General features: G+C 71.3%; 17 protein-coding genes. 6 read left to right on the top strand and 11 right to left on the bottom strand.

All coding sequences use genetic code 11. The features are described 5' to 3' along the window. Window positions 1-396: 396 nt before the first annotated feature. The 4 genes from RBL05_RS11690 to RBL05_RS11675 form a co-directional block, all read right to left on the bottom strand. The gene (locus tag RBL05_RS11690) at window positions 397-2,085 is read right to left on the bottom strand and encodes a ribonuclease J (RefSeq protein ID WP_318603651.1); all 1,689 of its coding nucleotides are present in this window, start codon (window positions 2,083-2,085) and stop codon (window positions 397-399) included. Window positions 2,086-2,450: 365 nt separating this feature from the next. Beyond that, window positions 2,451-3,467 carry a dienelactone hydrolase family protein gene (locus RBL05_RS11685; protein ID WP_308739327.1) on the bottom strand — a complete coding sequence of 339 codons (1,017 nt, stop codon included), beginning with the start codon at window positions 3,465-3,467 and terminating at the stop codon, window positions 2,451-2,453. After that, entirely contained in the window at window positions 3,454-5,076 is a 1,623-nt protein-coding gene (locus RBL05_RS11680; protein WP_308739328.1) for an alpha-N-arabinofuranosidase, read from the bottom strand. Before RBL05_RS11680 ends, RBL05_RS11685 begins: the two co-directional genes overlap by 14 nt. Window positions 5,077-5,284: 208 nt before the next feature. Further along, complete coding sequence (locus tag RBL05_RS11675; RefSeq protein WP_308739329.1) at window positions 5,285-6,802, bottom strand: alpha-N-arabinofuranosidase; 1,518 nt, start codon at window positions 6,800-6,802, stop codon at window positions 5,285-5,287. 422 nt (window positions 6,803-7,224) lie between these two features. On the opposite strand from RBL05_RS11675, the gene RBL05_RS11670 reads away from it, so the two are divergent. From RBL05_RS11670 to RBL05_RS11660, 3 genes are read left to right on the top strand one after another with little or no spacing between them, the layout of a single operon-like run. Beyond that, on the top strand, window positions 7,225-8,424 hold the full coding sequence (locus RBL05_RS11670) for a LacI family DNA-binding transcriptional regulator (protein ID WP_308739330.1): 1,200 nt from the start codon (window positions 7,225-7,227) through the stop codon (window positions 8,422-8,424). Beyond that, entirely contained in the window at window positions 8,421-9,224 is an 804-nt protein-coding gene (locus tag RBL05_RS11665) for a thymidylate synthase (RefSeq protein ID WP_308739331.1), read from the top strand. Before RBL05_RS11670 ends, RBL05_RS11665 begins: the two co-directional genes overlap by 4 nt. Continuing rightward, window positions 9,221-9,850, top strand: coding sequence for a dihydrofolate reductase (locus RBL05_RS11660; protein ID WP_308739332.1), 630 nt, complete (start codon window positions 9,221-9,223; stop codon window positions 9,848-9,850). The genes RBL05_RS11665 and RBL05_RS11660 overlap by 4 nt, the downstream gene beginning before the upstream one ends. A 65-nt stretch (window positions 9,851-9,915) precedes the next feature. On the opposite strand, the gene RBL05_RS11655 is transcribed toward RBL05_RS11660, so the two are convergent. The 7 genes from RBL05_RS11655 to chvE all read right to left on the bottom strand — a co-directional run bounded on the left by RBL05_RS11655 (window position 9,916) and on the right by chvE (window position 19,119). Next, window positions 9,916-11,199 (bottom strand): hypothetical protein, encoded by a 1,284-nt coding sequence (locus RBL05_RS11655; protein WP_308739333.1) that lies wholly within the window; start codon window positions 11,197-11,199, stop codon window positions 9,916-9,918. Between the two features lie 122 nt (window positions 11,200-11,321). Then, window positions 11,322-12,245 (bottom strand): carbohydrate ABC transporter permease, encoded by a 924-nt coding sequence (locus RBL05_RS11650; RefSeq protein WP_318603650.1) that lies wholly within the window; start codon window positions 12,243-12,245, stop codon window positions 11,322-11,324. Window positions 12,246-12,327: 82 nt separating this feature from the next. After that, window positions 12,328-13,293, bottom strand: coding sequence for a carbohydrate ABC transporter permease (locus tag RBL05_RS11645; protein ID WP_308739334.1), 966 nt, complete (start codon window positions 13,291-13,293; stop codon window positions 12,328-12,330). A gap of 163 nt (window positions 13,294-13,456) precedes the next feature. Next, window positions 13,457-14,731, bottom strand: coding sequence for an extracellular solute-binding protein (locus RBL05_RS11640; RefSeq protein WP_318604317.1), 1,275 nt, complete (start codon window positions 14,729-14,731; stop codon window positions 13,457-13,459). 418 nt (window positions 14,732-15,149) lie between these two features. After that, on the bottom strand, window positions 15,150-16,331 hold the full coding sequence (mmsB, locus tag RBL05_RS11635) for a multiple monosaccharide ABC transporter permease (RefSeq protein ID WP_308739335.1): 1,182 nt from the start codon (window positions 16,329-16,331) through the stop codon (window positions 15,150-15,152). Between the two features lie 9 nt (window positions 16,332-16,340). Then, complete coding sequence (gene mmsA / locus RBL05_RS11630) at window positions 16,341-17,885, bottom strand: multiple monosaccharide ABC transporter ATP-binding protein (protein WP_308739336.1); 1,545 nt, start codon at window positions 17,883-17,885, stop codon at window positions 16,341-16,343. Between the two features lie 82 nt (window positions 17,886-17,967). Next, a complete protein-coding gene (gene chvE, locus RBL05_RS11625) occupies window positions 17,968-19,119 on the bottom strand; it encodes a multiple monosaccharide ABC transporter substrate-binding protein (protein ID WP_308739337.1) in 1,152 nt (383 codons plus the stop codon). Between the two features lie 384 nt (window positions 19,120-19,503). Between chvE and RBL05_RS11620 the strand changes: the two genes are divergently transcribed. The 3 genes from RBL05_RS11620 to RBL05_RS11610 all read left to right on the top strand — a co-directional run bounded on the left by RBL05_RS11620 (window position 19,504) and on the right by RBL05_RS11610 (window position 23,215). Then, complete coding sequence (locus RBL05_RS11620; protein ID WP_318603649.1) at window positions 19,504-20,526, top strand: LacI family DNA-binding transcriptional regulator; 1,023 nt, start codon at window positions 19,504-19,506, stop codon at window positions 20,524-20,526. A 227-nt stretch (window positions 20,527-20,753) separates the two neighbouring features. After that, the gene (locus tag RBL05_RS11615; RefSeq protein WP_318603648.1) at window positions 20,754-22,304 is read left to right on the top strand and encodes an FGGY-family carbohydrate kinase; all 1,551 of its coding nucleotides are present in this window, start codon (window positions 20,754-20,756) and stop codon (window positions 22,302-22,304) included. Window positions 22,305-22,495: 191 nt separating this feature from the next. Next, complete coding sequence (locus RBL05_RS11610; RefSeq protein ID WP_308739341.1) at window positions 22,496-23,215, top strand: L-ribulose-5-phosphate 4-epimerase; 720 nt, start codon at window positions 22,496-22,498, stop codon at window positions 23,213-23,215. Window positions 23,216-23,315: the final 100 nt, after the last annotated feature.

Here is a 23,315-nt window from a genome sequence, read left to right as displayed (position 1 = left end):
GCTGTCATCACCCGTCCCTCCGCCCACCCCGCCCCGTCGGCCGGCACCGCCGTAGAGTCGCACACGACGAGACTCGGTGGGCGCAAGCTGTTCAGCGGCGGGTCCAGGGCGGCGGACAAGTACGGGCACGTGAAGCGGGTTCACTCAACCCGCCGTAACGCAACCTGTCGCGTTGAGGTGGCCGACGCACGGCTCGCGTGCACATCACCGGGGTGCTCGACAACGATCCAGTGGCCCTCGATGGGCTCCTCCATGTCGATCGAGTCGCCACCTTCACGCGCAGCAACATCTGCCAGATCTGGATCGACTGAGCCGACGGCCCCTCCCGCACCGCTGTGACGCGGGCCGGAGGGGCCGTCGTGCGGGGCCGACGACGGACGTCGGCCGCGCCGGGACTCAGGAGTCGATGACCACGGCCATCACCGCGGGCTCGCGGCGGTAGGTGCGGCGCAGGTGATTGGTGACGGTGTCGACCACGATCTGCTCGATCTCGGCGATGTCGTCGATCTTGTCAGCCTTCGACTGCGCGAGCGCCTTCTCGACCTGCGCGGCGGCGCCCTCGAAGGTCTTCTTGTCGTGCACGAAGCCCTTGGTGAGGAACTCGACCGGCTCGACCGGCTTGTGGGTCTTGGGGTCGATCAGCGCGACCACCGTGACCACGCCGCCGCCGGCGAGCATGCGGCGCTCGGCGAGGGTGTCCTCGGTGGCGGTGCCGATGGTCTGGCCGTCCACGTAGACGAGGCCTGCGTCGACCTTGCCGGCGACCTTGATCTTCCCGTCCACGAGGTCCACGACCACGCCGTCGAAGCCGACGACCACGCGGTCCTCGGGCACACCGGTCTTCCGGGCGAGGTCGGCGTTGGCGTGCAGGTGCTTGGACTCGCCGTGCACCGGCAGCACGTTCTTCGGCCCCACGATGTTGTAGCAGTACACGAGCTCGCCGGCGCTTGCGTGGCCGGAGACGTGCACCTTCGCGTTGCCCTTGTGGACGATGTTCGCGCCGAGGTCGATGAGCTTGTTGATGATCCCGTAGATCGCGTTCTCGTTGCCGGGGATCAGCGAGGAGGCCATCAGCACGGTGTCGCCCTCGCCCACCTGGATCTGGTGGTCGCCGTTGGCCATGCGCGCCAGCGCCGCCATCGGCTCGCCCTGGGAGCCGGTGCAGATCAGGGTGATCTTGTGATCGGGCATCGACTGGATCTTGCGGAAGTCGACGACCAGGCCCTTGGGGATGGAGAGGTAGCCGAGCTCGCGCGCGATCTTCATGTTGCGCACCATCGAGCGGCCCACGAAGGCGACCTTGCGGCCGTTGGCGTGGGCGGCGTCGAGCACCTGCTGGATGCGGTGGACGTGGCTGGCGAAGCTCGAGACGATCACGCGCCGCGGCGAGGTCGCGAAGACCCGGTCGATCGCGGGAGTGAGGTCCCGCTCGCTCATCGTGAAGCCGGGGACCTCGGCGTTGGTCGAGTCGGTGAGGAACACGTCCACGCCCTCCTCGCCGAGGCGCGCGAAGGCGCGCAGGTCGGTGATGCGACCGTCCAGCGGGAACTGGTCCATCTTGAAGTCGCCGGTGTGCAGCACGGAGCCGGCGGAGGTCCGGATGAACACCGCCAGGGAGTCCGGGATGGAGTGGTTCACCGCGACGAACTCGAGGTCGAAGGGCCCAGCCTTCTGGCGGTCCCCGGCCTTGACCTGCATGGTCTTCGGGGTGATGCGATGCTCCTTGAGCTTCGCGGTGATGAAGGCGAGGGTCAGCTCCGAGCCGTACAGCGGGATGTCGGCCCGCTCCTTGAGGAGGTACGGGACGCCGCCGATGTGGTCCTCATGGCCGTGGGTGAGCACGATGCCGACGATGTCGTCGAGGCGGTCGCGGATCGAGGCGAAGTCCGGCAGGATCACGTCGATGCCGGGCTGATGGTCCTCCGGGAAGAGCACGCCGATGTCGACGATGAGCAGCTTCCCGTGGTGCTCGAACACGGTCATGTTGCGGCCGACCTCGCCGAGGCCGCCGAGCGGGGTGATGCGCAGGCCGTTCTTGGCCAGGCGAGGAGGAGCGGACAGCTTGTTGCGGGCAGCTACCTGCATAAGGGATTCACAATCGTCGAAGGGACAGGGACTGAGGTCTCGGGCGCCGCGCGCGTCCCCTCGCGGGGTGCAGCGATCAGCACACGGTTCACCGTACGGCAGAAGAGGACATCTCCCCCACCCCTGGGCGCAAACACTCGATCTTGTCACTCTGACAGCGGGGGCCGACGGGGCAGGCCGATGGAGCGGGCCGAGGGGGCGACGGGGCAGACAGGGTGGTCTCAGCCGACAGGGCGGCGCGGGCCGAGAGGGCGACGGGGGCTTAGAGGGCGGCGCCGACCGACGGGCAGGGACGGCTGACAGGGCGGCGCCGGCCGACGGGGAAGGCGTCGGTCCGCCTCGTCGCCCCGCAGACAGCCCTTAGGTCAGCCCGTCAGCTGCTCGACCAGCGCCTCGAGGGAGCGCTCGGCGCGGAAGGCGTGACCACTGGGAGTGACGACGAGCTCGGGCGGGACGGCGTCGTGCGCCTCCCACACCGGTCCCAGCTGTGCGAAGGCTTCGCGGGTCGCTGCGATCGGGAAGATGTGGTCGCACTCCCCCGCCTCGATCACGAGCGCGCGGGGGGCGATGAGCGCGGCGATGTCCGCCATCTCCAGCCCGGGCAGCAGGCCGGGGACGATGTTGCAGGGGCAGTGTCGGATCGAGGCGATGCTCGCGGCGAAGCTGCTGAAATAGGTCGCGACCAGTGCCGCGGCGACCGTCTCGTCGACGGCGGCCAGCAGCAGCGCGACCGCTCCTCCGCCGGAGCCGCCGGCGACGGCGACCCGCTCTGGGTCCACGCCCGGCAGGGCGCGCAGCGCCTGGACGGCGGCGCGGGCGTCGGCGACGCGGCGGCCCATGACCGGCCGGCCGCGCAGCAGATGACGGGCGGCGTCGATCTCGCAGGTCTTCTCCTCGGGCGCCCAGGGGGCGCCGCCCGGCGGGGGCGGGACGCGGCGACGGCCGAAGCTGACCATCTCCGGGCACAGCACCGTCAGCCCGGCGCGGCCGAGCTTGAGGGCGAGGGCGTCGTGGTACTCGTCGGCCGGGTCGGTCGCGACGAGGTCGTCGATGCCGCGGCCGTGGCCGGCGATCAGGACGACGCCGGCGCCGGTGTCGCGCTCCGGGTCGGGGCGCAGGAGGAAGGCCGGGATCACGTCGGGATCGGCATCCGGCTCCACGCCGGGCTCCCCGCACGGGGCGAGCAGCTGCACTTCGACCGGGCCGCCGTCCGACGGGGCCGGCGGTACCTCGGCGAGGCGTCCCTCCGTCGTGGTGGGTTCGAGACCCAGCAGGATGCGGAGGCGCTCGCGGCGCTCCTCCGCACCACCGGCCGACGCACCGTGCCTCTCCGCTCTCGCGCTTTGCCGGGGCTCGTCGCCGCCGCGGTCAGGCGAGGTCAAGCCGCACCGTCGCGAAGGAGTGCGGCGGCAGGGTCACCTCGAGCCCGCGCTCGTGCTCGCGCACGTCCGTCAGCGGCGCCGGGGCGACCGCCTTAGGCCGCTCGGGGGTGTTGTGTGCGGCGGTCGACGCGCCGGTCAGCACGGTCGCCTCATGGCCTACGACCTCGCGGCCGCGCAGGTCCAGGACGAGGGTGCGAGGCTCGTCGGCCGAGAGGTTCGACAGCGAGACGAGCGCCGCCCCCTCGTCGGCCCGCAGCGAGGCGGAGGCGGAGACCAGCGGCAGCGGCCTGCCGTCGACCTCCTGCACCTCCTCGGGAAGCAGCAGGTGGGCGTCGAGCGCGGCGGCGTCCTGGTGCCCGGCGTTCATCGCGAAGACGTGGTACGTCGGGGTGAGCACGAGCGCGCCGGAGTCCGAGTCGGTGAGGATCATCGCCTGCAGCACGTTCACGGTCTGGGCGATGTTCGCCATGAGCAGCCGGTCCGCGTGGCGGTGGAAGCCGTCGAAGTGGATGCCCGCCACGAGCGCGTCTCGCACGGTGTTCTGCTGGTACAGGAAGCCGGGGTTCGTGCCGGGCTCGACGTTCCACCAGGTGCCCCATTCGTCGAACACCAGCCCGACCTTCTTGTGCGGGTCGTGGCGGTCCATGACGGTGGCGTGACGGGCCACCAGCTCCTCGGCGCGGACGGCGCGGGAGAGGGTGCGGTACCACTCCTGGTCGCTGAACTCGGTGGCGCTGCCCTTGTCCTCCCAGGGCCCGGACATCGTGTAGTAGTGCAGCGAGATCGCCTGGAAGGGACCGGGCCGGCCGTCACGGCCCTCGAGGCCGTCGATCGCGCGCATCAGCGCCTCGGTCCAGGCGTAGTCGTCCACGTTCGCGCCGGCGGCGATGCGGGTGACCTGGTTGTCGCCGTGGTCGCGCACATAGGTGGCGTACTGGCGAGCCAGCGCGGCGTAGTCCTCGCCGCGCATGTTCCCGCCGCAGCCCCAGGCCTCGTTGCCGATGCCCAAGAACGGCACCTGCCACGGCTCGTCGCGGCCGTTCTCACGCCGCAGCGCCGCCATCGGGGAGTCGTCGGCGCGGGTGAGGTACTCGATCCAGTCGCTCATCTCCCGCACCGTGCCGGAGCCGACGTTGCCGTTGACGTACGCCTCGGTGCCGAGCAGCTCGACGAGGTCCATGAACTCGTGGGTGCCGAAGGAGTTGTCCTCGACGATGTCGCCCCAGTGGGAGTTGACCATCCGCGGGCGGTCCTCGCGCGGGCCGATGCCGTCGCGCCAGTGGTAGTCGTCGGCGAAGCAGCCGCCGGGCCAGCGCAGGTTCGGGATCCGCAGGGCGCGCAGCGCCTCGACCACGTCGGTGCGGATGCCGCGCACGTTCGGGATCTCGGAGTCCTCGCCCACGTAGAAGCCGCCGTAGATGCAGCGTCCCAGGTGCTCGGCGAAGTGGCCGTAGAGGTGGCGGGAGATCGTGGCGCCGGGCAGGTCCAGGTCGATCACGACGCGGGCGGGCCCGTCGGTCGCTCCGGCGCGCGGGGCGAGCGGGCGGCTGCCGGTCGAGGTCGGGGCGAGGGCGCCGACCAGGCCGGTGGTCAGGGTGCGGGCGGTCATCGAGGGCTCCTCGGAGTGGCGGGGCGAGGTCGGTGGGGCGGAGCGTCTGCAGAAAGGGGACTCCAGCGGCACGCCGCGGCGCTCAGCGGCTCAGCGTGCCGCTCAGAGCCCACATCTGCAGACGCGGGGCGCGGACGGCGGGCTGTGGCGGACGGGTGGGTGGCGGCCCGGCCGGGGGCGCTCCACCCGGCCGGACCATGTCAGGAGGTCAGGCCCGGCGGGCCAGACGGATCATCGACCAGGAGATCGCCGGCAGCGCGCCGACGAGGCGGCCGCCGTCCAGCGCGACCGAGTCGTTCGGTGCGGGCACGACGGTCTCGGGCGCGTCCTGGGTGTTCGCGGCGTAGGGGTCCTCGTGGTGGAGGGTGACGGCCTCGACCAGCTCGAGATCGCCGAAGCCGGCGAGGTCCGCGTCCAGCACCTGCTCGCCCTCGGGTCCGCGGTTGACGACGAACAGGGTCAGCGCACCGCTGGCCTCGTCCCAGGTCGCCACCGCGTCGGCCGCGGAGCTCTCGCCGAAGCGGGTGTTCTCGAAGCTCGGCGCGGTCACGCGCACGTCGAGCACCTGCCCGGCCGCGTGACGGGAGGTGAGCGCGAAGGGGTGGAAGGTGGTCTGCTTCCAGGCCTCCCCGCCGGGCGCGGTCATGATCGGGGCGATGACATTGACCAGCTGGGCGAGGGACGCGGAGGCGACGCGGTCGCTGTGGCGCAGCAGGGAGATCAGCAGGTTCCCGAAGACGACGGCGTCCATCGCGCTGTAGGTGTCCTCGAGCAGCACGGGCGCGACCGGCCAGTCATCGCCGCTGGGCGGGCGGGACTCGGCGCGGTGCTGGTACCAGATGTTCCACTCGTCGAAGCTGATCATGATGCGCTTGTCGCGCTTGAGCTTGGCACGCACGTGATCGGCGGTCGCGACGACGGAGTCGATGAAGTGGTCCATGTCGTCGGCCGAGGCGAGGAAGGAGGCCTGGTCGCCGTCCTTCTCCGAGTAGTAGGCATGGGCGGAGATCATGTCGACCAGGTCGTAGGACTCGGTGAGGACGGTGTTCTCCCAGGCCGCGAAGGTCTCCATCTGCGAGCTGGAGGAGCCGCAGGCGATCAGCTCGAGCTCCGGGTCCTCCTGGCGCATGAGGCGGGCGGCCTCGGTGGCGATCCGCGCGTACTCCTCGGCGGTCTTGTGCCCGGCCTGCCAGGGACCGTCCATCTCGTTGCCGAGGCACCACATGCGGATGCCGTAGGGCTCGGCGTGGCCGTTATCGGCGCGCTGGTCCGAGTACGCGATGCCGCGGGGGGCGTTCGCGTACTGGAGCACGTCGAGCGCCTCCTCGATCCCGCGGGTGCCGAGGTTCACCGCGTACATCGGCTCGACCTCGGCCTTGCTCGCCCAGGCCATGAACTCGTCGAGCCCGACGGTGTTGGGCTCGGTGGAGTGCCAGGCGAGGTCGTGGCGGGCGGGGCGCACCTCGACCGGGCCCACGCCGTCCTCCCAGCGGTAGCCGGAGACGAAGTTGCCGCCCGGATAGCGCACGGAGCTCACGCCGAGCTCGCGGGTCAGGGCGAGCACGTCGGTGCGGAAGCCGTCCTCGTCGGCCGACGGATGATCCGGCTCGAAGATGCCGGTGTACACGCAGCGGCCGAGGTGCTCGACGAAGGCGCCGAAGGTGCGGCGGCGCACGGGCGCGACCTGGAAGGACGGGTGCAGGGTGAGGGTGACGGGCGAAGACATCGGTGTCGGCATCCTTGAGGTGGGGCGGGCCGGCGATGCGGCGCCGGAGCGGCGATCGACGGCGGAGCGAGGGAGCGGCGAGGTCGTGCGACCGGGCAGCTGCGCGCCGGTGCGACGACCGTTTCTACAACGTTGGAAACATGCTTCCACAGGCCCGCCTCCCCGTCAACGGCATCCCGCCGACACACCCCGCGGCCTCGACCCGCCGGCACACCCCTCCGCTCCCCGCTCTGCCGTCGCCCCCCTTCGGCCATTCCACCCCAACTGCGGCCGTCGGCCCGGTGCGTTCACTGGCGGAATACCGGACCCTCGCGTTATACGGCCGAGGCTCCCGGTATACGGCCAGTGAACGCAGAGCCCTCCACAGTGACGTCCGCACCAACCGCACACCGCCCGCCCTGGACGGTGCGAGAATCGACCTCATGCCCTCGAGCCCCGCGACCCGCCGCCGACGTCCGCCGTCGCTGCGCGACGTCGCCGAGCTCGCGGGAGTCTCGATCAAGACCGTCTCCAACGTGGTCAACGACTACCCCCACGTGAAGGACTCCACCCGCGAGAAGGTGCGCGAGGCGATCCTGCAGGTGGGCTACCGCCCCCAGGTCGCGGCGCAGCAACTGCGCACCGGGGCGAGCGGCATGATCACCCTCGCGGTCCCCTCGCTGGACTTCTCCTACTTCTCGAACCTCGCCCAGCAGTTCATCGAGGTGGCGCAGGAGCGGGGGCAGACGATCCTGCTGCACTCGACCTCCGGAGGGCGCGAGGCGGAGCGGACCGTGCTCGAGGGGTTCAAGCGCGTGCTCGGCGACGGGGTCATCTTCAACCCGCTGATGCTCGAGGAGGAGCTGTTCGCGCGGATGGAGCGCACCAGCCAGCCCACCGTGTTCATCGGCGAGCACCTCCCCGAGACCCTCCCCCAGGGCAGCGACTACGTGCGCATCGACAACGTCGGCGCCGCGTACGAGGCGACCTCGCACCTGATCGCGCAGGGCCGTCGGCGCCTGGCGTTCATCGGCGCGATCGACACCGCCCAGGGCAAGCAGCCCCACTCCTCCGGGACGTTGCGGCGCGACGGCTTCCTCGCGGCGCTGGATGCGCACGGCCTCGGCGGCGATCCCGCCCGGATCCAGGTGGTGGACGACTGGCGGCGCGAGGACGGCTTCGGCGGGGCGCGCGAGCTGCTCGCTCGCCATCCGAAGGTCGACGGGATCGTGTGCGGCAACGACGACCTCGCCACCGGCGCGCTCGCCATGCTGCGCCGCCTGGGCCAGCGCGTGCCCGAGGACGTCGCCGTGATCGGCTACGACGACGCCCCCGACAGCCCCTTCACCATCCCGTCGCTGTCCACCATCGCGCCGGACAAGCTCACCCTCGCCGCGACCGCGCTGGACCTGCTCGCCGAGCGGATCCAGGGCTACGACGGCCCGCCCCGCACGATCGACACGCCGTACTCGCTGGTCGTGCGCGAGTCCACGGTGCCGGTTGCCGTCGAGGCGTCGCCGGAGGCACCCACCCCGTCGGCGGCCGCCGGAGCCGCCCCGTCGGCCGCTCCCCCGGCTCCCGGCGCCGTCCTGCCCGAGCCCGAACCCACTGCCCGCCCCGAGAACGAGGAGCTCCCCCGGTGACGATCCCGACCCCCTACGAGGACCTGCTGCGCGAGGTCCTGGAGACCGGCCACGCCAAGGGCGACCGCACCGGCACCGGCACCCGCAGCCTCTTCGGCAAGCAGATCCGCTACGACCTCTCGCAGGGATTCCCGCTGGTCACGACTAAGCGCGTGCACACCCGCTCGATCATCGTGGAGCTGCTGTGGTTCCTGCGCGGGGACACGAACATCGGCTACCTCCACGAGCACGACGTGACGATCTGGGACGAGTGGGCCGACGAGAACGGCGACCTCGGCCCGATCTACGGGGCGCAGTGGCGCTCCTGGCCCACCCCCGACGGCGGCGTGATCGACCAGATCACCGAGGTGGTCGAGCAGATCCGCACGAACCCCGACTCGCGGCGCCTGATCGTCTCGGCCTGGAACCCGGCGGACATCCCCGCCATGGCGCTCGCGCCCTGCCACGCACTGTTCCAGTTCGAGGTGCACGACGGGAAGCTCTCCTGCCAGCTGTACCAGCGCAGCGCCGACCTCTTCCTCGGCGTGCCCTTCAACATCGCCAGCTACGCGCTGCTGACCCACATGGTCGCCCAGCAGACGGGCCTTGAGGTCGGCGACTTCGTGTGGACCGGCGGGGACTGCCACATCTACGACAACCACGTCGAGCAGGTGGAGCGGCAGCTCTCCCGTGAGCCGTTCCCCTACCCCGAGCTGCGGCTGAACCGTCGGCCGGACTCGATCCTCGAGTACGAGCCCGAGGACATCGAGATCGTCGGCTACCAGCACCACCCGGGAATCAAGGCACCGGTGGCGGTATGAGTGCGGCCGACGGGGCGAGCAGCACGGGCGCGGATCCCGGCGCCGGGCCGGCCGAGGCGCGCGCGTCGAGCGCGGCCGACGGCGTGCGCGGAACGGGCGCGGCCGACGATGCGGCCGCGCCGCGGATCGGCATGATCTGGGCACAGGCGCGCGGCGGAGTGATCGGCGCCGGCGGCGACATGCCCTGGCACCTGCCCGAGGACCTGAAGCACTTCAAGCGCACCACCTCCGGCTCCCCCGTCGTGATGGGACGCCGCACCTGGGAATCCTTCCCGCCGCGCTTCCGCCCCCTGCCTGGGCGGACGAACATCGTCATCACCCGCGACGACACCCTCGAGCTGCCCGGCGCGGTGCGCGCCCGCTCGCTGCCGGAGGCGCTCGAGCTCGCCGCGACCGAGTCGGGCCCGGCAGGGACCACCTGGGTGATCGGCGGCGGCTCGATCTACGCCGACGCGATCGAGGTCGCCGAGCAGCTGGTCGTCACCGAGATCGACCTCGAGGTCGACGGGGACACCCTCGCCCCCGAGATCCCCGCGGACTTCACGGTCACCGCTGCCGATCCTGCCGAGGGCTGGCACGAGGACGCGAACGGGCTGCGCTACCGGATCCTCACCTACTCGCGCTGAGCCGTGCAGGCCCGGTCAGCGCCGAGTCAGAGCCCGCGCCGCCGGCGTGTGCCCAGGGGACCGAGCTACTCGCCGGGCGCCGCGCCGACGAGCGGTCCCGGCGCCGGGAGCTCCTCGACCACCGCGCCGTCCACCAGCATCTCGGCGCCGGCGATCTGCGCGTCGCGGGAGGTGGTGATCTCCCAGGCGCGGTCGAGCAGGGCACCGAGCAGACGGGGGAAGCGGGCGGCGAGACCGTCGGCCCCGTCGTCCGCGAGCGTGTCCCGCAGCGCGACCGCGCCGACCGCGGCCATGGTCATGCCCTGGCCGTACAGCGGGGTGAACATCGCGGCGGAGTCGCCGACGTGGACGAGGCCCGCGGGCCCGTCGGTCGTCTCCTCCCACAGCTGGCGATGGGCGCCCGCGGCCTTGGCGACGGACGGCTCCCCCACCGGCTCCGCGCCCTCGAGCGCGCTGTCCAGGGCGTCGGCCGTCTCCCGCTCAGGCAGCAGCGCGACCATGTCCAGCAGACCCTCGAGGACCGCGGGCGGCTGGTGGCGGGCAGTGCCGGCGACGGAGAGGATGTGCTCCCCGGCCCCGCAGGGCTCGAGGTCGATCGTGAAGGGGCTGTTGCCGGTCGCCGGCTGCCCGAGAGACTCGGTGCCCTCGGGAAGCGCGCCCCCGCGCAGGCGCAGGCGCTGCGAGGTGTAGGCGACGTGGACGCGGGTGCCGAGGGTGCGCGGACGGGTGCCGCCGAGGCCCTCGACCCAGGTGGCGGCGCGGCTGCTGCGCCCGGTCGCATCGACGACGAGGTCGCCGTGCAGCTCGCCGGCGTCCCCGCCGCGGAGCTGCACGCCGGTGACGGTGCGCTTGTCGTCGCTGGTCAGGAGCCCTCCGACGGCGCCCTGGACCGCCTCGACGCCGGGCAGGGCGAGGACGCGGCGGCGCACCACGCCCTCGAGGACGGGGCGGGTGAGCCACAGGGTGCCTTGCTCGTCGATGCCCGGGGCGTCGTGCTCGTCGGTCCCGAGCGGGCCGTCGGCCGCGGCGGGGGCGCCTTCGTTCGGGGTCGCCTCCTCGAGCACGGGGTCCGCCTCGCGGGCGGCGCGCGAGGCGGCGCCGGCGGCGAGGAGATCCTCGCGCAGGCCCGGCAGGAGCTCCTCCATCCGCGCCTCGCCGAGGGCGAGCAGGCGGTGGACGGTCCCGCCCTGGGGGACGCCGCGGCGCGGGGCGAAGGCCTCAGGGCCGTCGACGTGCAGCGGGTCGCGGTCGACGACGGTGACGCGGGCGCTGTGCGGGGCGAGGGCCGCGGCGGCGAGCAGGCCGGCCATGCTCCCGCCCATCACGATCGAGTGCTCGAGAATCGTCATGGGCTGCCTCCTGCTGGGACGGGGTCGCCGCCCGCCGGCGGCCGTCCCTCCATCCCAGGCCAGGTGAGCGCGGGGAGGCAAACCCATGTGACCTATGCGGCCTCCCTGCTGGACACCGCCGCTCAGGTGCCGGCGATGCCGGTGGTGGCGATGCCCTTGATGATCTGGCGCTGGAAGAACATGAACACCACGATCAGCGGCAGCGCGGCGAGCATCGCCTGGGCCATGTTCTGCGCGTACTGGATGCCGTAGGCGCTGATCACGGTCTGCAGGCCCGTCGGCAGCGTCATCAGGTTCGAGTCGTTGACGACGATGAAGGGCCACAGGAAGTTGTTCCACGCGCCGATGAACACGAAGATCGCGACCGCGCCGAGGATCGGGCGGGACAGCGGCAGCACGATCGACCAGAAGATCCGCAGCCGGCTCGCGCCGTCCATCAGCGCGGCCTCCTCCAGCTCGAAGGGAATCTGGTCGAAGAACTTCTTGAGGATGAACACCATCGGGGCGGCGACCACCTGCGGCAGGATGATGCCCCAGTAGGTGTCCACCAGGTTCAGCGAGAGCATCAGCTGGAACAGCGGCACGATGAGGATCTGGCCGGGGATCATGATCGAGGCGACGATCAGCATGACCACCATCTGCCGCCCCGCGAAGCGCAGTCGGGAGAGGGCGTAGCCGGCCAGTGACGAGATCGCGACGGTGATCAGGGTGACCGCCGCGGAGGTGATCAGGCTGTTCCACGCCCAGCGGGGCACGAGACCCTCGCGCAGCACGTTCAGATAGGCCTCGAGGGTGAAGCCGTTCTCCGGCACGATCGTCACCGGCATCGCCGCGGCCTCCGCCTCCGTCTTGAAGGAGGTCAGCGCCGCCCACAGCACCGGCGTCAGCCAGGCGAGGGCGAACACGGCGAGGATCACGAAGGCCAGGATGCGGGCCGGGGTGGGGCCGCGGCGGCGTCGGCCTGCGACGGTCACCGGCTGGGCCTTCGCGGCCGCCTTGGCGCGCACGGGCATGGCGGGGGCGGCGGCGGGGTTCGCGGCGCTCATGAGCGGGACTCCTTCGACGTGGACGGGACCGGTGCGGGGCCCGGGAGCGCGGCCTGTGCCGGGCGGGCGGTCGGAGTCGGGGTCATGCCTTCACGCTCCGTCGGGAGGAGATCACCATGTAGGCGATCGAGATGATGATGATCAGGAAGAAGAAGATGTAGGAGATCGCCGAGGCGTAGCCCAGGCGGTACCCGGTGAAGCCGACCTCGTAGATGTACAGCAGCACCGGGCGGGTGGAGCCGCCGGGACCGCCGCCGGTCATCTGGTAGATCTGGTCGAAGACCTTCAGCGAGGCGAGCATCTGCAGCACCAGCACCAGCACCGTCGTCGGCGCGAGCTGCGGCAGGGTGATCGAGCGGAACTTCTGCCAGGCGCTGGCGCCGTCGAGGGAGGCGGCCTCGTAGAGCTGGTCGGGGATGTTCTGCAGCGCGGCGAGGTAGAGCAGGAAGTTGAAGCCGATGGTCCACCACACGGTGGTGATGACCACGGAGATCATCGCGGTGTTCGGGTCCTGCAGCCAGGCGGGCCCCGCGATCCCGAACCATCCCAGGATCGTGTTCACGAGCCCCAGCTGCGGGTTGTACATCCAGTTCCAGAACTGGGAGACGACGGTGGAGGCGAGCAGGAAGGGCATGAAGAAGCTCAGCCGCCAGAACCACTGCCCCGGCAGGCCGATGTTCACCAGCACCGCCAGCAGCATCGCCACCAGCACCAGCGGGATCGTGGAGAGCACGGTGAACCACACCGTGTTGCCCAGCGACGTCCACACCTGCGGGTCGCCGAGCGCCTCCTTCCAGTTCGCGAGCCCCACGAACTGGGTGTTCGTGCCCGCGAGCGAGGTGCCGGTGAAGCTCATCCACAGCCCGTAGACCGTCGGCCAGATGAGGAACAGGCCGAAGGCGAGCAGGAACGGGGCGAGGTAGAGCCAGCCGCGGAGGTTCTCGCTGCGGCGTCGGCGCCGACGGGCGGGACTCAGCGCCGGGGTGAGCGCGGGAGAGGGGGCGGCGGTCTTCCCCGGCGGGGTGACGAGGTCGTCTGCGGTGGTCATCGAACGTCTCCTTCGACGGGCGGACGGGGCAGGGACGGGCGGGGCCGACGGATCGGGTCGCGGAGCGCGCGGACGCCGGCGGGGGCTGGGGGTGTGTTGGCGGTCGCAGGCACAGAGGCTGCCGCGGGCGCGGTGGTGGCTTCGGGCATGAGGGGCACCGCGCTCACATCGGGCTGGGCTTCTGCAGCAGCGAGTTGATCCGCGCGACGAAGGCGTTCCAGCCGTCGAGCGGGTCGGTGCGCCTCGCCCACACGTTCTGCATGTCGTTGCCGAAGTAGGTGTGGAAGTCGCTGCCGGAGCCGGTGAACCAGGCCGGCGGGTCGTAGACCAGGTGGTCCACGGCGTCGGCATAGTGCGACTGCGGGACCAGCTCGCCGTAGGCCGGGTCCTCGACCACCGGGGAGTAGGCGGGGATGTGACCGGCCGCCGCCCAGTCGATCGAGTTTTTCAGCAGGTGCGCGACCACGGCGTGGACTGTGCGTCGGCGCTCCTCGTCGGGGCTCATCTGGTGGGGCAGGACGAAGGAGTGCGAATCGGCGTAGGCGACCGGCTCGCCGAAGACGCCGGGGATCATCGTCATGTCGAAGGGCAGGCCCTCGTTCTTGTAGCTGCCGGTCTCCCACACACCGCCGTAGAAGGCGCCGGAACCGCCGGTGGCGAACTCGGAGATGGCGGTGCCGCCGTCGTGGCCGCCGTTGCCGACCTCCCCGTCGATGAGCGAGAGGGTCCACTCGATCGCCTGGACGACGAGCTCCTCCTGGTACTGCATGGTCCCGCCCTCGGGCAGCTCGATCGTGCCGCCGAGCTGGGAGTAGTAGGTGGAGAACATGCGCCACTGGTTCGAGCCGTCGCCGAGATAGCCCCAGCTGAGGCCGAAGCCGCTGGGCGCCTTCCCGCCGAGCTCGAGGGCGAGGGCGCGGAAGTCCTCGGGGGTGTCGGTGGGCAGCAGCAGCCCGTCGCTGCCGAGCACCCCGGCGGCCTCGGCGATCTCGGTGTTGTAGTAGAGGACGAAGGGGTGGGAGTCCAGCGCGATCGCGGTGAGCTTGTCGTCGACGACCATCTTGTCCCAGATCAGCTCCGGGAAGTCCTCCTGGCGGATCCCGAACTCTCCCAGCAGGTCGAGGTCCCATTCGTCCAGGAGCCCGCCGGGCGCATAGCCGGGGACGCGCGCGGCATGCATGACCGCGAGGTCCGGGGCCCGGCCGCCGGCCGAGGCCATGGCGAGCTTCGTGTAGTACGGCGCGCCCCAGGCCAGGACGGTCTGGGTGACCTTCGCGGCGCCGTCGGTGGCCATGTAGCCGTCGAGCAGCTCGCCCATCGTCACCCCGTCGGGGCCGGAGAGCAGGTGCCAGAAGGCGATGTCGTCGCTGGGTCGGGCCGACGCGCCGGCGCAGCCGGCGAGCGCGCCGAGTGCGGCGAGCGCCCCGGCGCCCTGCATCAGGGAGCGCCTGCCCAGCACGGGGCCCGTCCGGGCACCGCCGCGGGGAGCGCGGGAAGAACCTTGCATCATGCGGGCCACCTCTTCGTGGTGGGCGGGGCGGGCGGCTCTGCCGCGGGCTCCCAGCCCGGATCTTCGTGTGCTGCTCCAGAATTTACATCGTTGTAACGTGAGCGTCAACACTCCGCCCGACCGATCTGCCGTGCGGCTCGGTCCGCCTCGGCCTCCCCATGGCGGCCGGCGGGCGGCAGGGTCGAAGATGGTGCAGTTCTGAGCCACGTCCGGGCCGGATCCGGCTCGGAATCACGCATTCCTCGGCTCGGGCCGCGACCGCGGTCGCGCGCGAGCGAGAGCCGCCGCGCACTTCCTCCGGTGAGGGGATGCGCGGCGGCTTGGATCCGCTCTCGCCAGCTGCGGCTCAGGCGCCGGCCTGCGAGCGCTTCTTGTTCCAGACGTCGAAGGCGACCGCGATCAGCAGCACCACGCCGCGCACCACGGACTGGGTGGACTGGTCGATGCCCATGATCTGCATGCCGTTGGACATCACCGCCATGATCAGGCCGCCGATGATCGCACCGTGCACCTTGCCGATGCCGCCGGTCACGGCCGCGCCGCCGATGAAGGCCGCGGCGATCGCGTCGAGCTCGAACATGTTGCCCGCGCCGGGCTGGGCCGAGTTCGAGCGGGCCGAGTAGACGATGCCCGCGACCGCGGAGAGCAGGCCCATGTTGATGAACAGCCACATGTTCACGCGGCGGACCTTCACGCCGGAGAGCTTCGCGGCCTGGAGGTTGCCGCCCATGGCGTAGATGTGCCGGCCGACGATCGTGCGCTGGCTGATGAAGCCGTAGACCAGCACCAGCGCCGCCAGCAGGATCAGCACCACCGGCAGGCCGCGCGAGTGCGCGAGCTGCCAGGCGAAGGCCATGACCACGACCGCGACCGCGGCGATCTTCACCCAGAACAGCGGGAACGCCTCGACCTGCTGCTTGTACCTCAGCTTCGCGAGGCGTCCGCGGTACTCCTGGATCGCGAAGACGACCACCAGCGCGGCGGCGAGGAACAGGGTGAAGGCGTCGAAGCCCTGGCCGCCCAGCAGTCCGTTGAGGAAGCCGCCGGAGATGAACTGGTACTCCTGCGGGAACGGCGAGAGCGACACGTTGCCGAGCACCTGCATGGTCAGGCCGCGGAAGATGAGCATGCCGGCCAGGGTCACGATGAACGCGGGGATCCCCACGTACGCGACCCAGAAGCCCTGCCACAGCCCCACCAGCACGCCGGTGCCGAGCGCGGCGAGCACGCCCAGCCACCAGGGCAGCCCGTTGCCGATCACCACCACCGCGGCGACCGCGCCGGTCAGCGCCACCACCGAGCCGACGGAGAGGTCGATGTGCCCGCCCACGATGATCAGCACCATGCCGATGGCGAGGATCAGGATGTAGGAGTACTGCAGCACGAGGTTCGTGAGGTTGCCGGGGCTGAGCAGCTGGCCGCCGGTGAGGATCGTGAACAGCAGGATGATGAATACGAACGCGATGTAGATGCCGCTGGTGCGCAGGTTGCGCGTGAGCAGCTCCTTGATGTCAGAAGTCCCGGCCATGAGCCGCGCTCACTCCCTCTCCATGGTCATGAGCTCCATGAGGCGCTCCTGGGTGGCGTCCTGGGCGGCGACCTCGCCGGTGACCCGGCCCGCGGACAGCGTAAAGATGCGATCGGCCAGCCCCATCACCTCGGGAAGCTCCGAGGAGATGACGATGATGGCCTTGCCCGCCTCGGCGAGCTCGTTGATGATCGTGTAGATCTCGAACTTGGCGCCGACGTCGACGCCGCGCGTGGGCTCGTCGAGGATCAGCAGGTCCGGCTCGGTGTACAGCCACTTGCTGAGCACGACCTTCTGCTGGTTGCCGCCCGAGAGCTTGCCGACGGTCGCCATGACCGTCGGCGTCTTGATGTTCAGCGAGGAGCGGTAGCGCTCGGCGACCGCGATCTCCTCGTTGCCGTTCAGCCAGCCGCCCGTGCGGATCTTCTTCAGCGCGGCGGCGGTGATGTTGGTGCGGATGTCCTGGATCAGGTTCAGCCCGTACCGCTTGCGGTCCTCGGAGACGTAGGCGATGCCGGCGTCGATCGCGTCGGCGACCGAGCGCAGCTGCACCTCCTTGCCGTGGATGAGGGCGCGGCCGGAGATGTCGCGGCCGTAGGACCGGCCGAACACGCTCATGGCGAGCTCGGTGCGGCCGGCGCCCATCAGCCCCGCGATGCCGACGACCTCGCCGGCGCGGACGGTCAGCGACGCCCCGTCCACGACGACGCGGCCGGGCTGGGTGGGGTGGCCGACGTGCCAGTCCTCGATCCGCAGGATCTCCTCGCCGATCTCGGCATTCCGCTCGGGGTAGAGGCTGTCGATGTCGCGCCCGACCATGCCGCGGATGATCCGCGGGACGAGCGTGCCCCGCTCCTGCTCGGGCACGCGCATGTCGATCGTCTCGATGGTGGAGCCGTCGCGGATCACGGTGGTGGCGTCGGCGACCGCGGCGATCTCCCCGAGCTTGTGGGAGATGATGATGCTGGTGACGCCGCTCTTCTCGCGCAGGTCGCGGATCAGCCCGAGCAGGTGCTCGGAGTCGTCGTCGTTCAGGGCGGCGGTGGGCTCGTCGAGGATCAGCAGGCTCACGTCCTTCGAGAGCGCCTTGGCGATCTCGACGAGCTGCTGCTTGCCCACGCCCAGTTGGCCGACGGGGGTGACGGGCTTCTCCTTCAGCCCCACGCGCTCGAGCAGCTCGGCGGCGCGGGCGTTGGTCTCGTGCCAGCTGATGACGCCGCCGCGGCTCTGCTCGTTGCCGAGGAAGATGTTCTCCGCGATGGAGAGGTGGGGGATCAGCGCGAGCTCCTGATGGATGATCACGATCCCCTCGGCCTCGGAGTCGTTGATGCTCGCGAAGCTGACGGGGCGTCCGCGGTAGTGGATCTCGCCCTCGTAGGTGCCGGCGGGCTCGACGCCCGAGAGGACTTTCATGAGCGTGGACTTGCCGGCGCCGTTCTCGCCGCAGATCGCGTGGATCTCCCCCTCGCCGACGGTCAGGGACACGTCCTTCAGGGCGACGACGCCGGGGAAGCGTTTGGTGATGGACCGCATCTCGAGGATGTTCTCGGCCACGGGGACCTCCTTCGGGCAGGGGGTCCCGACGGCACGACGGCGCGCCGGGACCCCACCGGTGGTTCGGTGCTTCTCGCCTGCGTCAGAGCTGGCCGGACTCCACCTGCTCCGCCGTGTAGTAGCCGGAGTCGACCATGATCTCCTCATAGTTGCTCTGCAGCACCATCTGCACCTCGAGCAGGTAGGAGGGGACGACGACCACTCCGTTGTCGTAGGTCTCGGTGTCGTTCGCCTCGGGCTCCTCGCCGTTCAGGATCGACTCGGCCGCGACGATCGCCTGCTCGGCGAGGTTGCGGGTGTCCTTGAAGATCGTGGAGGACTGGACCCCGTCGGCGATCAGCTTGATCGAGGCGATCTCGGCGTCCTGGCCGGTGACGATCGGCAGGCCCTCCTCGATGGTGGGGCCGAGGCCCGCGTTCTGCAGGGCGTTGATGATGCCGCGCGAGAGCGGATCGGCCGGGGCGAGCACGCCGGCGAGCTCCTCGCCGCCGTTGTAGTGGGTGGTCAGGAGGTTCTCCATGCGCTTCTGCGCGGTCTCCTGCTCCCAGCGCTGGGTGGCGGCCTGCTCGATGTCCATCTGCCCCGAGAGGACCTTCAGGGTCCCCTCGTCGAAGTAGGGCTGCAGGGTGTCGATCGCACCCTTCCAGAACAGGTGGGCGTTGTTGTCGTCCAGCGAGCCGGCGAACAGCTCGACGTTCAGCGGACCCTCGGGAGCATCGGCCGCGGGCTCGAAGGACTCGTCGAGCATTCCCAGGCCGAACAGGAGCGCGTTGGCCTGGTTCACGCCCACCTTGTAGTTGTCGAAGGTGACGTAGAAGTCGACGTTCTCGTTGTCGGTGAGCAGGCGGTCGTAGGCGATCACGGGGATCCCCGCGGCCTCGGCGGCGTCGAGCTGCGAGGAGAGCGAGGCGCCGTCGATCGAGGCGATCAGCAGCACGGAGACGCCGGAGTTGATCATCTGGTCGATCTGCTGCTGCTGGGTGGGGATGTCGTCGTCGGCGTACTGCATGTCGACGGTGAAGCCCTTGTCCTCCAGGCCCTTCTTGATGTTGTTCCCGTCGGCGACCCAGCGCTCGTAGGTCTGGGTCGGCATGGCGACGCCGACGGTCTGGTCCTCGGGGGCGGCGTCGGGGTCGGGGCCGCCGGAGCCGGCGCCGGTCCCGCCGCAGGCCGCGAGGCCGAGCGCTGCCGCGGCGGCGGTGCCGCCCAGGATGAAGCTTCTGCGGTTGTGCATGGATCTCTCCTCGTCGAAATCTCCGCCCGCTCCCCTCATCGGGAGCGGGACACCGCGTGCGGCACATCGGCTCCCTCGGGCACCTTCGCCGTGGGGACCGGCCGTTCGTCGGCGTGGACGTCGGGCCGACAGCGGCCCCGCGTCCGATTCGACCGATGCCCTCGATGGCATCGGTCGCCAGGATGATAACGTTCACATCAAGTCGCGTGTCAACCGACACCACCGCGCCGCGGGTCACGATGCCGCAACGCCGCCGATCGCGCCCCGCGCCGCACCCTGCCGGGAGCGCCCGCCACCACTGCCCGCCGAGCTCGGACCGGGCGATCCGTGCAGGTCATCGCCCTGTAGAGTGCCGCTCCACCGACCGTCAGCGAGGAGGACGCCATGAGTCCAGCGACGCGCCGCCCGTCGATGGCCGACGTCGCAGGCCGCGCCGGGGTCTCGTACCAGACGGTCTCCCGCGTGCTCAACCAGCCCGGCATCGTCCGCCCCGAGACCCGGGAGCGGGTGCTCGCGGCGATCGCGGAGACCGGCTACACCCCGAACCGCGCCGCCCGCGCCCTGAAGACCACCCGCTCCTCGCAGATCGGCCTGCTCACCGATGGCTCCTCGCTGTTCGGCCCCTCCGAGACGGTCACCGCGATCGAGGCCGCAGCCCGCGAGGCTGGCTACTCGGTGCTGCTGACGACGGTCCGCCCCGGGGACCCTGCGGGGGCCACGCCGGGCGCCGAGCTGATCGGCTCGGGCGTCGACGGGATCCTCGTGGTCGCGGCGCACGAGGGGATGCAGCCGGTGGTCGCGGCGGCGGCCTCCACGATCCCCGTCCTCGCCGTCTCCGCACAGCCTCCTGCGACCGCATCCACCCAGGTCGTGGGCGTGGACCAGCGCCTCGGCGCGCATGCGGTGGTCGAGCACCTCGCACGGACGGGCGTGCGCTCGGTCGCCCACCTGGCCGGCCCGACGGACTGGTACGACGCCCGCGCCCGCCTCGACGGCTTCCGCGAGGCGACTGCGGAGCTGGGCCTGGAGGGGACGACGACCGCGCCCGGCGACTGGACGCCGAGGTCCGGGTACGAGCTGACGCGCGCCCTGCTCGCGGGCGACGTGCCGGAGGCGATCTTCGCGGCGAACGACATGATGGCGATCGGGGCTCTGCACGCGCTGCACGAGCACGGCGCGCGCGTGCCGGTGGACGTCGCGGTGGCGGGCTTCGACGACACCGTCGGCGCCGAGTACCTGCTCCCCTCGCTGACCACGGTCTCTCAGCCGTTCGCGGAGCTGGGCCGGCTCGCGCTGCACCGGCTGCTGGAGCTGCTGGAGGATCCGGAGGACCCCGGCCCTCCCCCGCCACCCCTGTCGCCGCGCCTGGTGGTGCGCCGCTCGACCCGCCCCGAGCGGACCCACTGAGCGGCCCCTGTCCGGGAGTCGGGCTCTGCGATGTGAACGTTGACAGAGCGGTCGAAGACCTGGTTCAGTGACCCCATGACGCACGCTGACGTGTCCCCCGCCCAGTCCTCCTCCCCGCACCCGGAGGGGAGGACGCCGCGGCCCTGATCGCCGACGGCGGCGCCCATCTCGGGATCGAGCTGGGCTCCACCCGCATCAAGGCCGCCCTGGTCGACGGCACCGGCACCGTGCTCGCCACCGGCTCCCATGCCTGGGAAAACGAGCTGGTGGGCGAGATCTGGACCTACTCGCTGGACGCGGTGTGGGCCGGGGTCCGCGACTGCTACGCCGACCTCGCCCGCGACGTGCGCGCGCAGCACGGCGTCGAGCTCACGACCCTCGGCGGCCTCGGCATCTCCGCGATGATGCACGGCTATCTCGCCCTCGACGCGGACGGCGAGCAGCTCGCCGAGTTCCGCACCTGGCGCAACACCTTCACCACCGAAGCCGCGGCGCGGCTCAGCGAGACTCTCGAGCAGAACATCCCGCTGCGCTGGAGCATCTCCCACCTCCTGCACGCCGTGCAGCAGGGCGAGGAGCACGTGGAGCGCCTCGACTTCCTCACCACCCTCGCCGGCTACGTGCACTGGAAGCTCACCGGGAAGAAGGTGCTCGGCGTCGGCGATGCGAGCGGCATGTTCCCGATCGGCGCCTCGGGCGACTCCTTCGACGCCGAGCTGCTCGAGCGCACCGCCGCTCTCGACCCGATCGACGCGATGCCCTGGTCGCTGCCGGACCTGCTGCCCAAGGTGCTCGTCGCCGGGCAGGACGCCGGGCACCTGACCGCCGAGGGCGCCGCGTTGCTGGACCCGTCGGGGACGCTGCAGCCCGGGGCGATCACCGCCCCGCCCGAGGGCGACGCCGGCACCGGCATGGTCGCCACCCAGGCCGTCGAGCCCCGCACCGGCAACGTCTCGGCCGGCACCAGCGCCTTCGCGATGGTCGTCCTCGAGGGGCCGCTGTCCGGGCCGCGCGAGGAGATCGACCTGGTCACCACGCCGTCGGGTCACCCGGTCGCGATGATCCACACGAACAACTGCACCACCGATCTCGACGCCTGGTTGGGCCTGTTCTCGCAGTTCGCGGAGCTGATCGGGGCACCGCAGTCCGCCGAGGACCTCTACGGGACGCTGTTCTCCGCAGGGGCCGACGGGGACGCCGACGCCGGCGGCGTGCTGACCTACAACTACGTCTCCGGCGAGCACCAGACCGGGGTCGCCTCCGGCCGCCCGCTGCTGGTGCGCGAGCAGTCCGCCCGCTTCACGCTCGAGAACTTCATGCGCGCCCAGCTCTACGGCGCCTTCGGAGCCCTCGCCGTGGGGATGGACGCACTGCTGAGGGACGAGGGCGTCCGACTGGACGTCATGTACGCCCACGGCGGCATCTTCCGCACCCGGGGCGTCGCCCAGCAGGTGCTCGCCGACGCGCTCGGCGTGCCGGTCGCGCTCGGCGAGTCAGCCGGCGAGGGCGGCGCCTGGGGCATGGCGCTGCTCGCCGCGCACACCGCCCGCACCGCCGCGGCCGACGGAGCCGCCGGCGGAGCGGCTGACGGATCGGGTGCCACCGCCGTGGGTGACGCGCAGTCCCTCAGCGCCTACCTCGACAAGGTCGTCTTCGCCGGCCAGGACATCACCACCCGCTCCCCTGACGACGCCGGCCGCGAGGGCCACACGACCTGGCTGGACGCCTACCGCGACGGACTCCCGCTCGCCCGCCGGGCCGGAGACCTGCTCCGCTGATCCGGCGACCGGCGCGGCGCAGGAGCGGCCCGTCGGCCGACTGCTCGCGCGACCGTCACGACCACCTCGCCACCACAGCAGATCGGCCCGTCGGGACGCCTCCGACCTCGCCCGCCGACCGGGCGACATCGCCCTCGGCTCCATCTGTGAACGTTGACAACACTGCAGACCCCGCACCGGAAGGAAGCCCCATGACCCTGGTCCTGACCGACCTGCCCGACGCCGCCCAGCGCGCCGTCGCCGCGACGCGCGAGCGCGTCGCCGCCCTGCACGCCGAGCTGCCCCGCAACCAGCTGGTGGTGTGGACCGCCGGGAACGTCTCCGAGCGAGTCCCGGATCTGCCGGAGGGCGTCCCCGGCCTGTTCGTCATCAAGCCCTCCGGCGTCTCCTACGACGACCTGACCCCCGAGACGATGGTGGTGTGCACCCTCGACGGCGCGAAGATCGTCGACGGCACCCCGGATTCGCTCTCCCCCTCCTCGGATACGGCCGCCCATGCCTACGTCTACGAGCACATGGACCACGTGGGCGGGGTGGTGCACACCCACTCCACCTACGCGACCGCGTGGGCCGCGCGCGGGGAGGAGATCCCCTGCGTGCTGACGATGATGGCCGACGAGTTCGGCGGCCCGATCCCCGTGGGCCCCTTCGCCGTGATCGGCGACGACTCGATCGGCCGCGGCATCGTCGAGACGCTGGAGGGCTCCCGCTCCCCCGCCGTGCTCATGCAGAACCACGGCCCCTTCACCATCGGCAAGGACGCCCGCGCCGCGGTGAAGGCCGCCGTGATGTGCGAGGAGGTCGCACGCACCGTGCACGTCTCCCGCCAGCTCGGCGAGCCGCTGCCCATCGAGCAGTCGCTCGTCGACTCCCTCTTCGATCGCTACCAGAACGTCTACGGCCAGCGCTGACGCCGGCCCGCCCGCCAGGCGCACGCCCCGCCGCCTGCGCCACCAGCTCTCACCGACCCGCCGCCCCTGGGGCGCACCGATCCCACTCAGAGACGAGGAC

The organism is Brachybacterium sp. GU-2 (assembly GCF_030866705.2).
Classification (GTDB): domain Bacteria; phylum Actinomycetota; class Actinomycetes; order Actinomycetales; family Dermabacteraceae; genus Brachybacterium; species Brachybacterium conglomeratum.
This window is presented reverse-complemented; position numbering and strand designations above follow the sequence as displayed.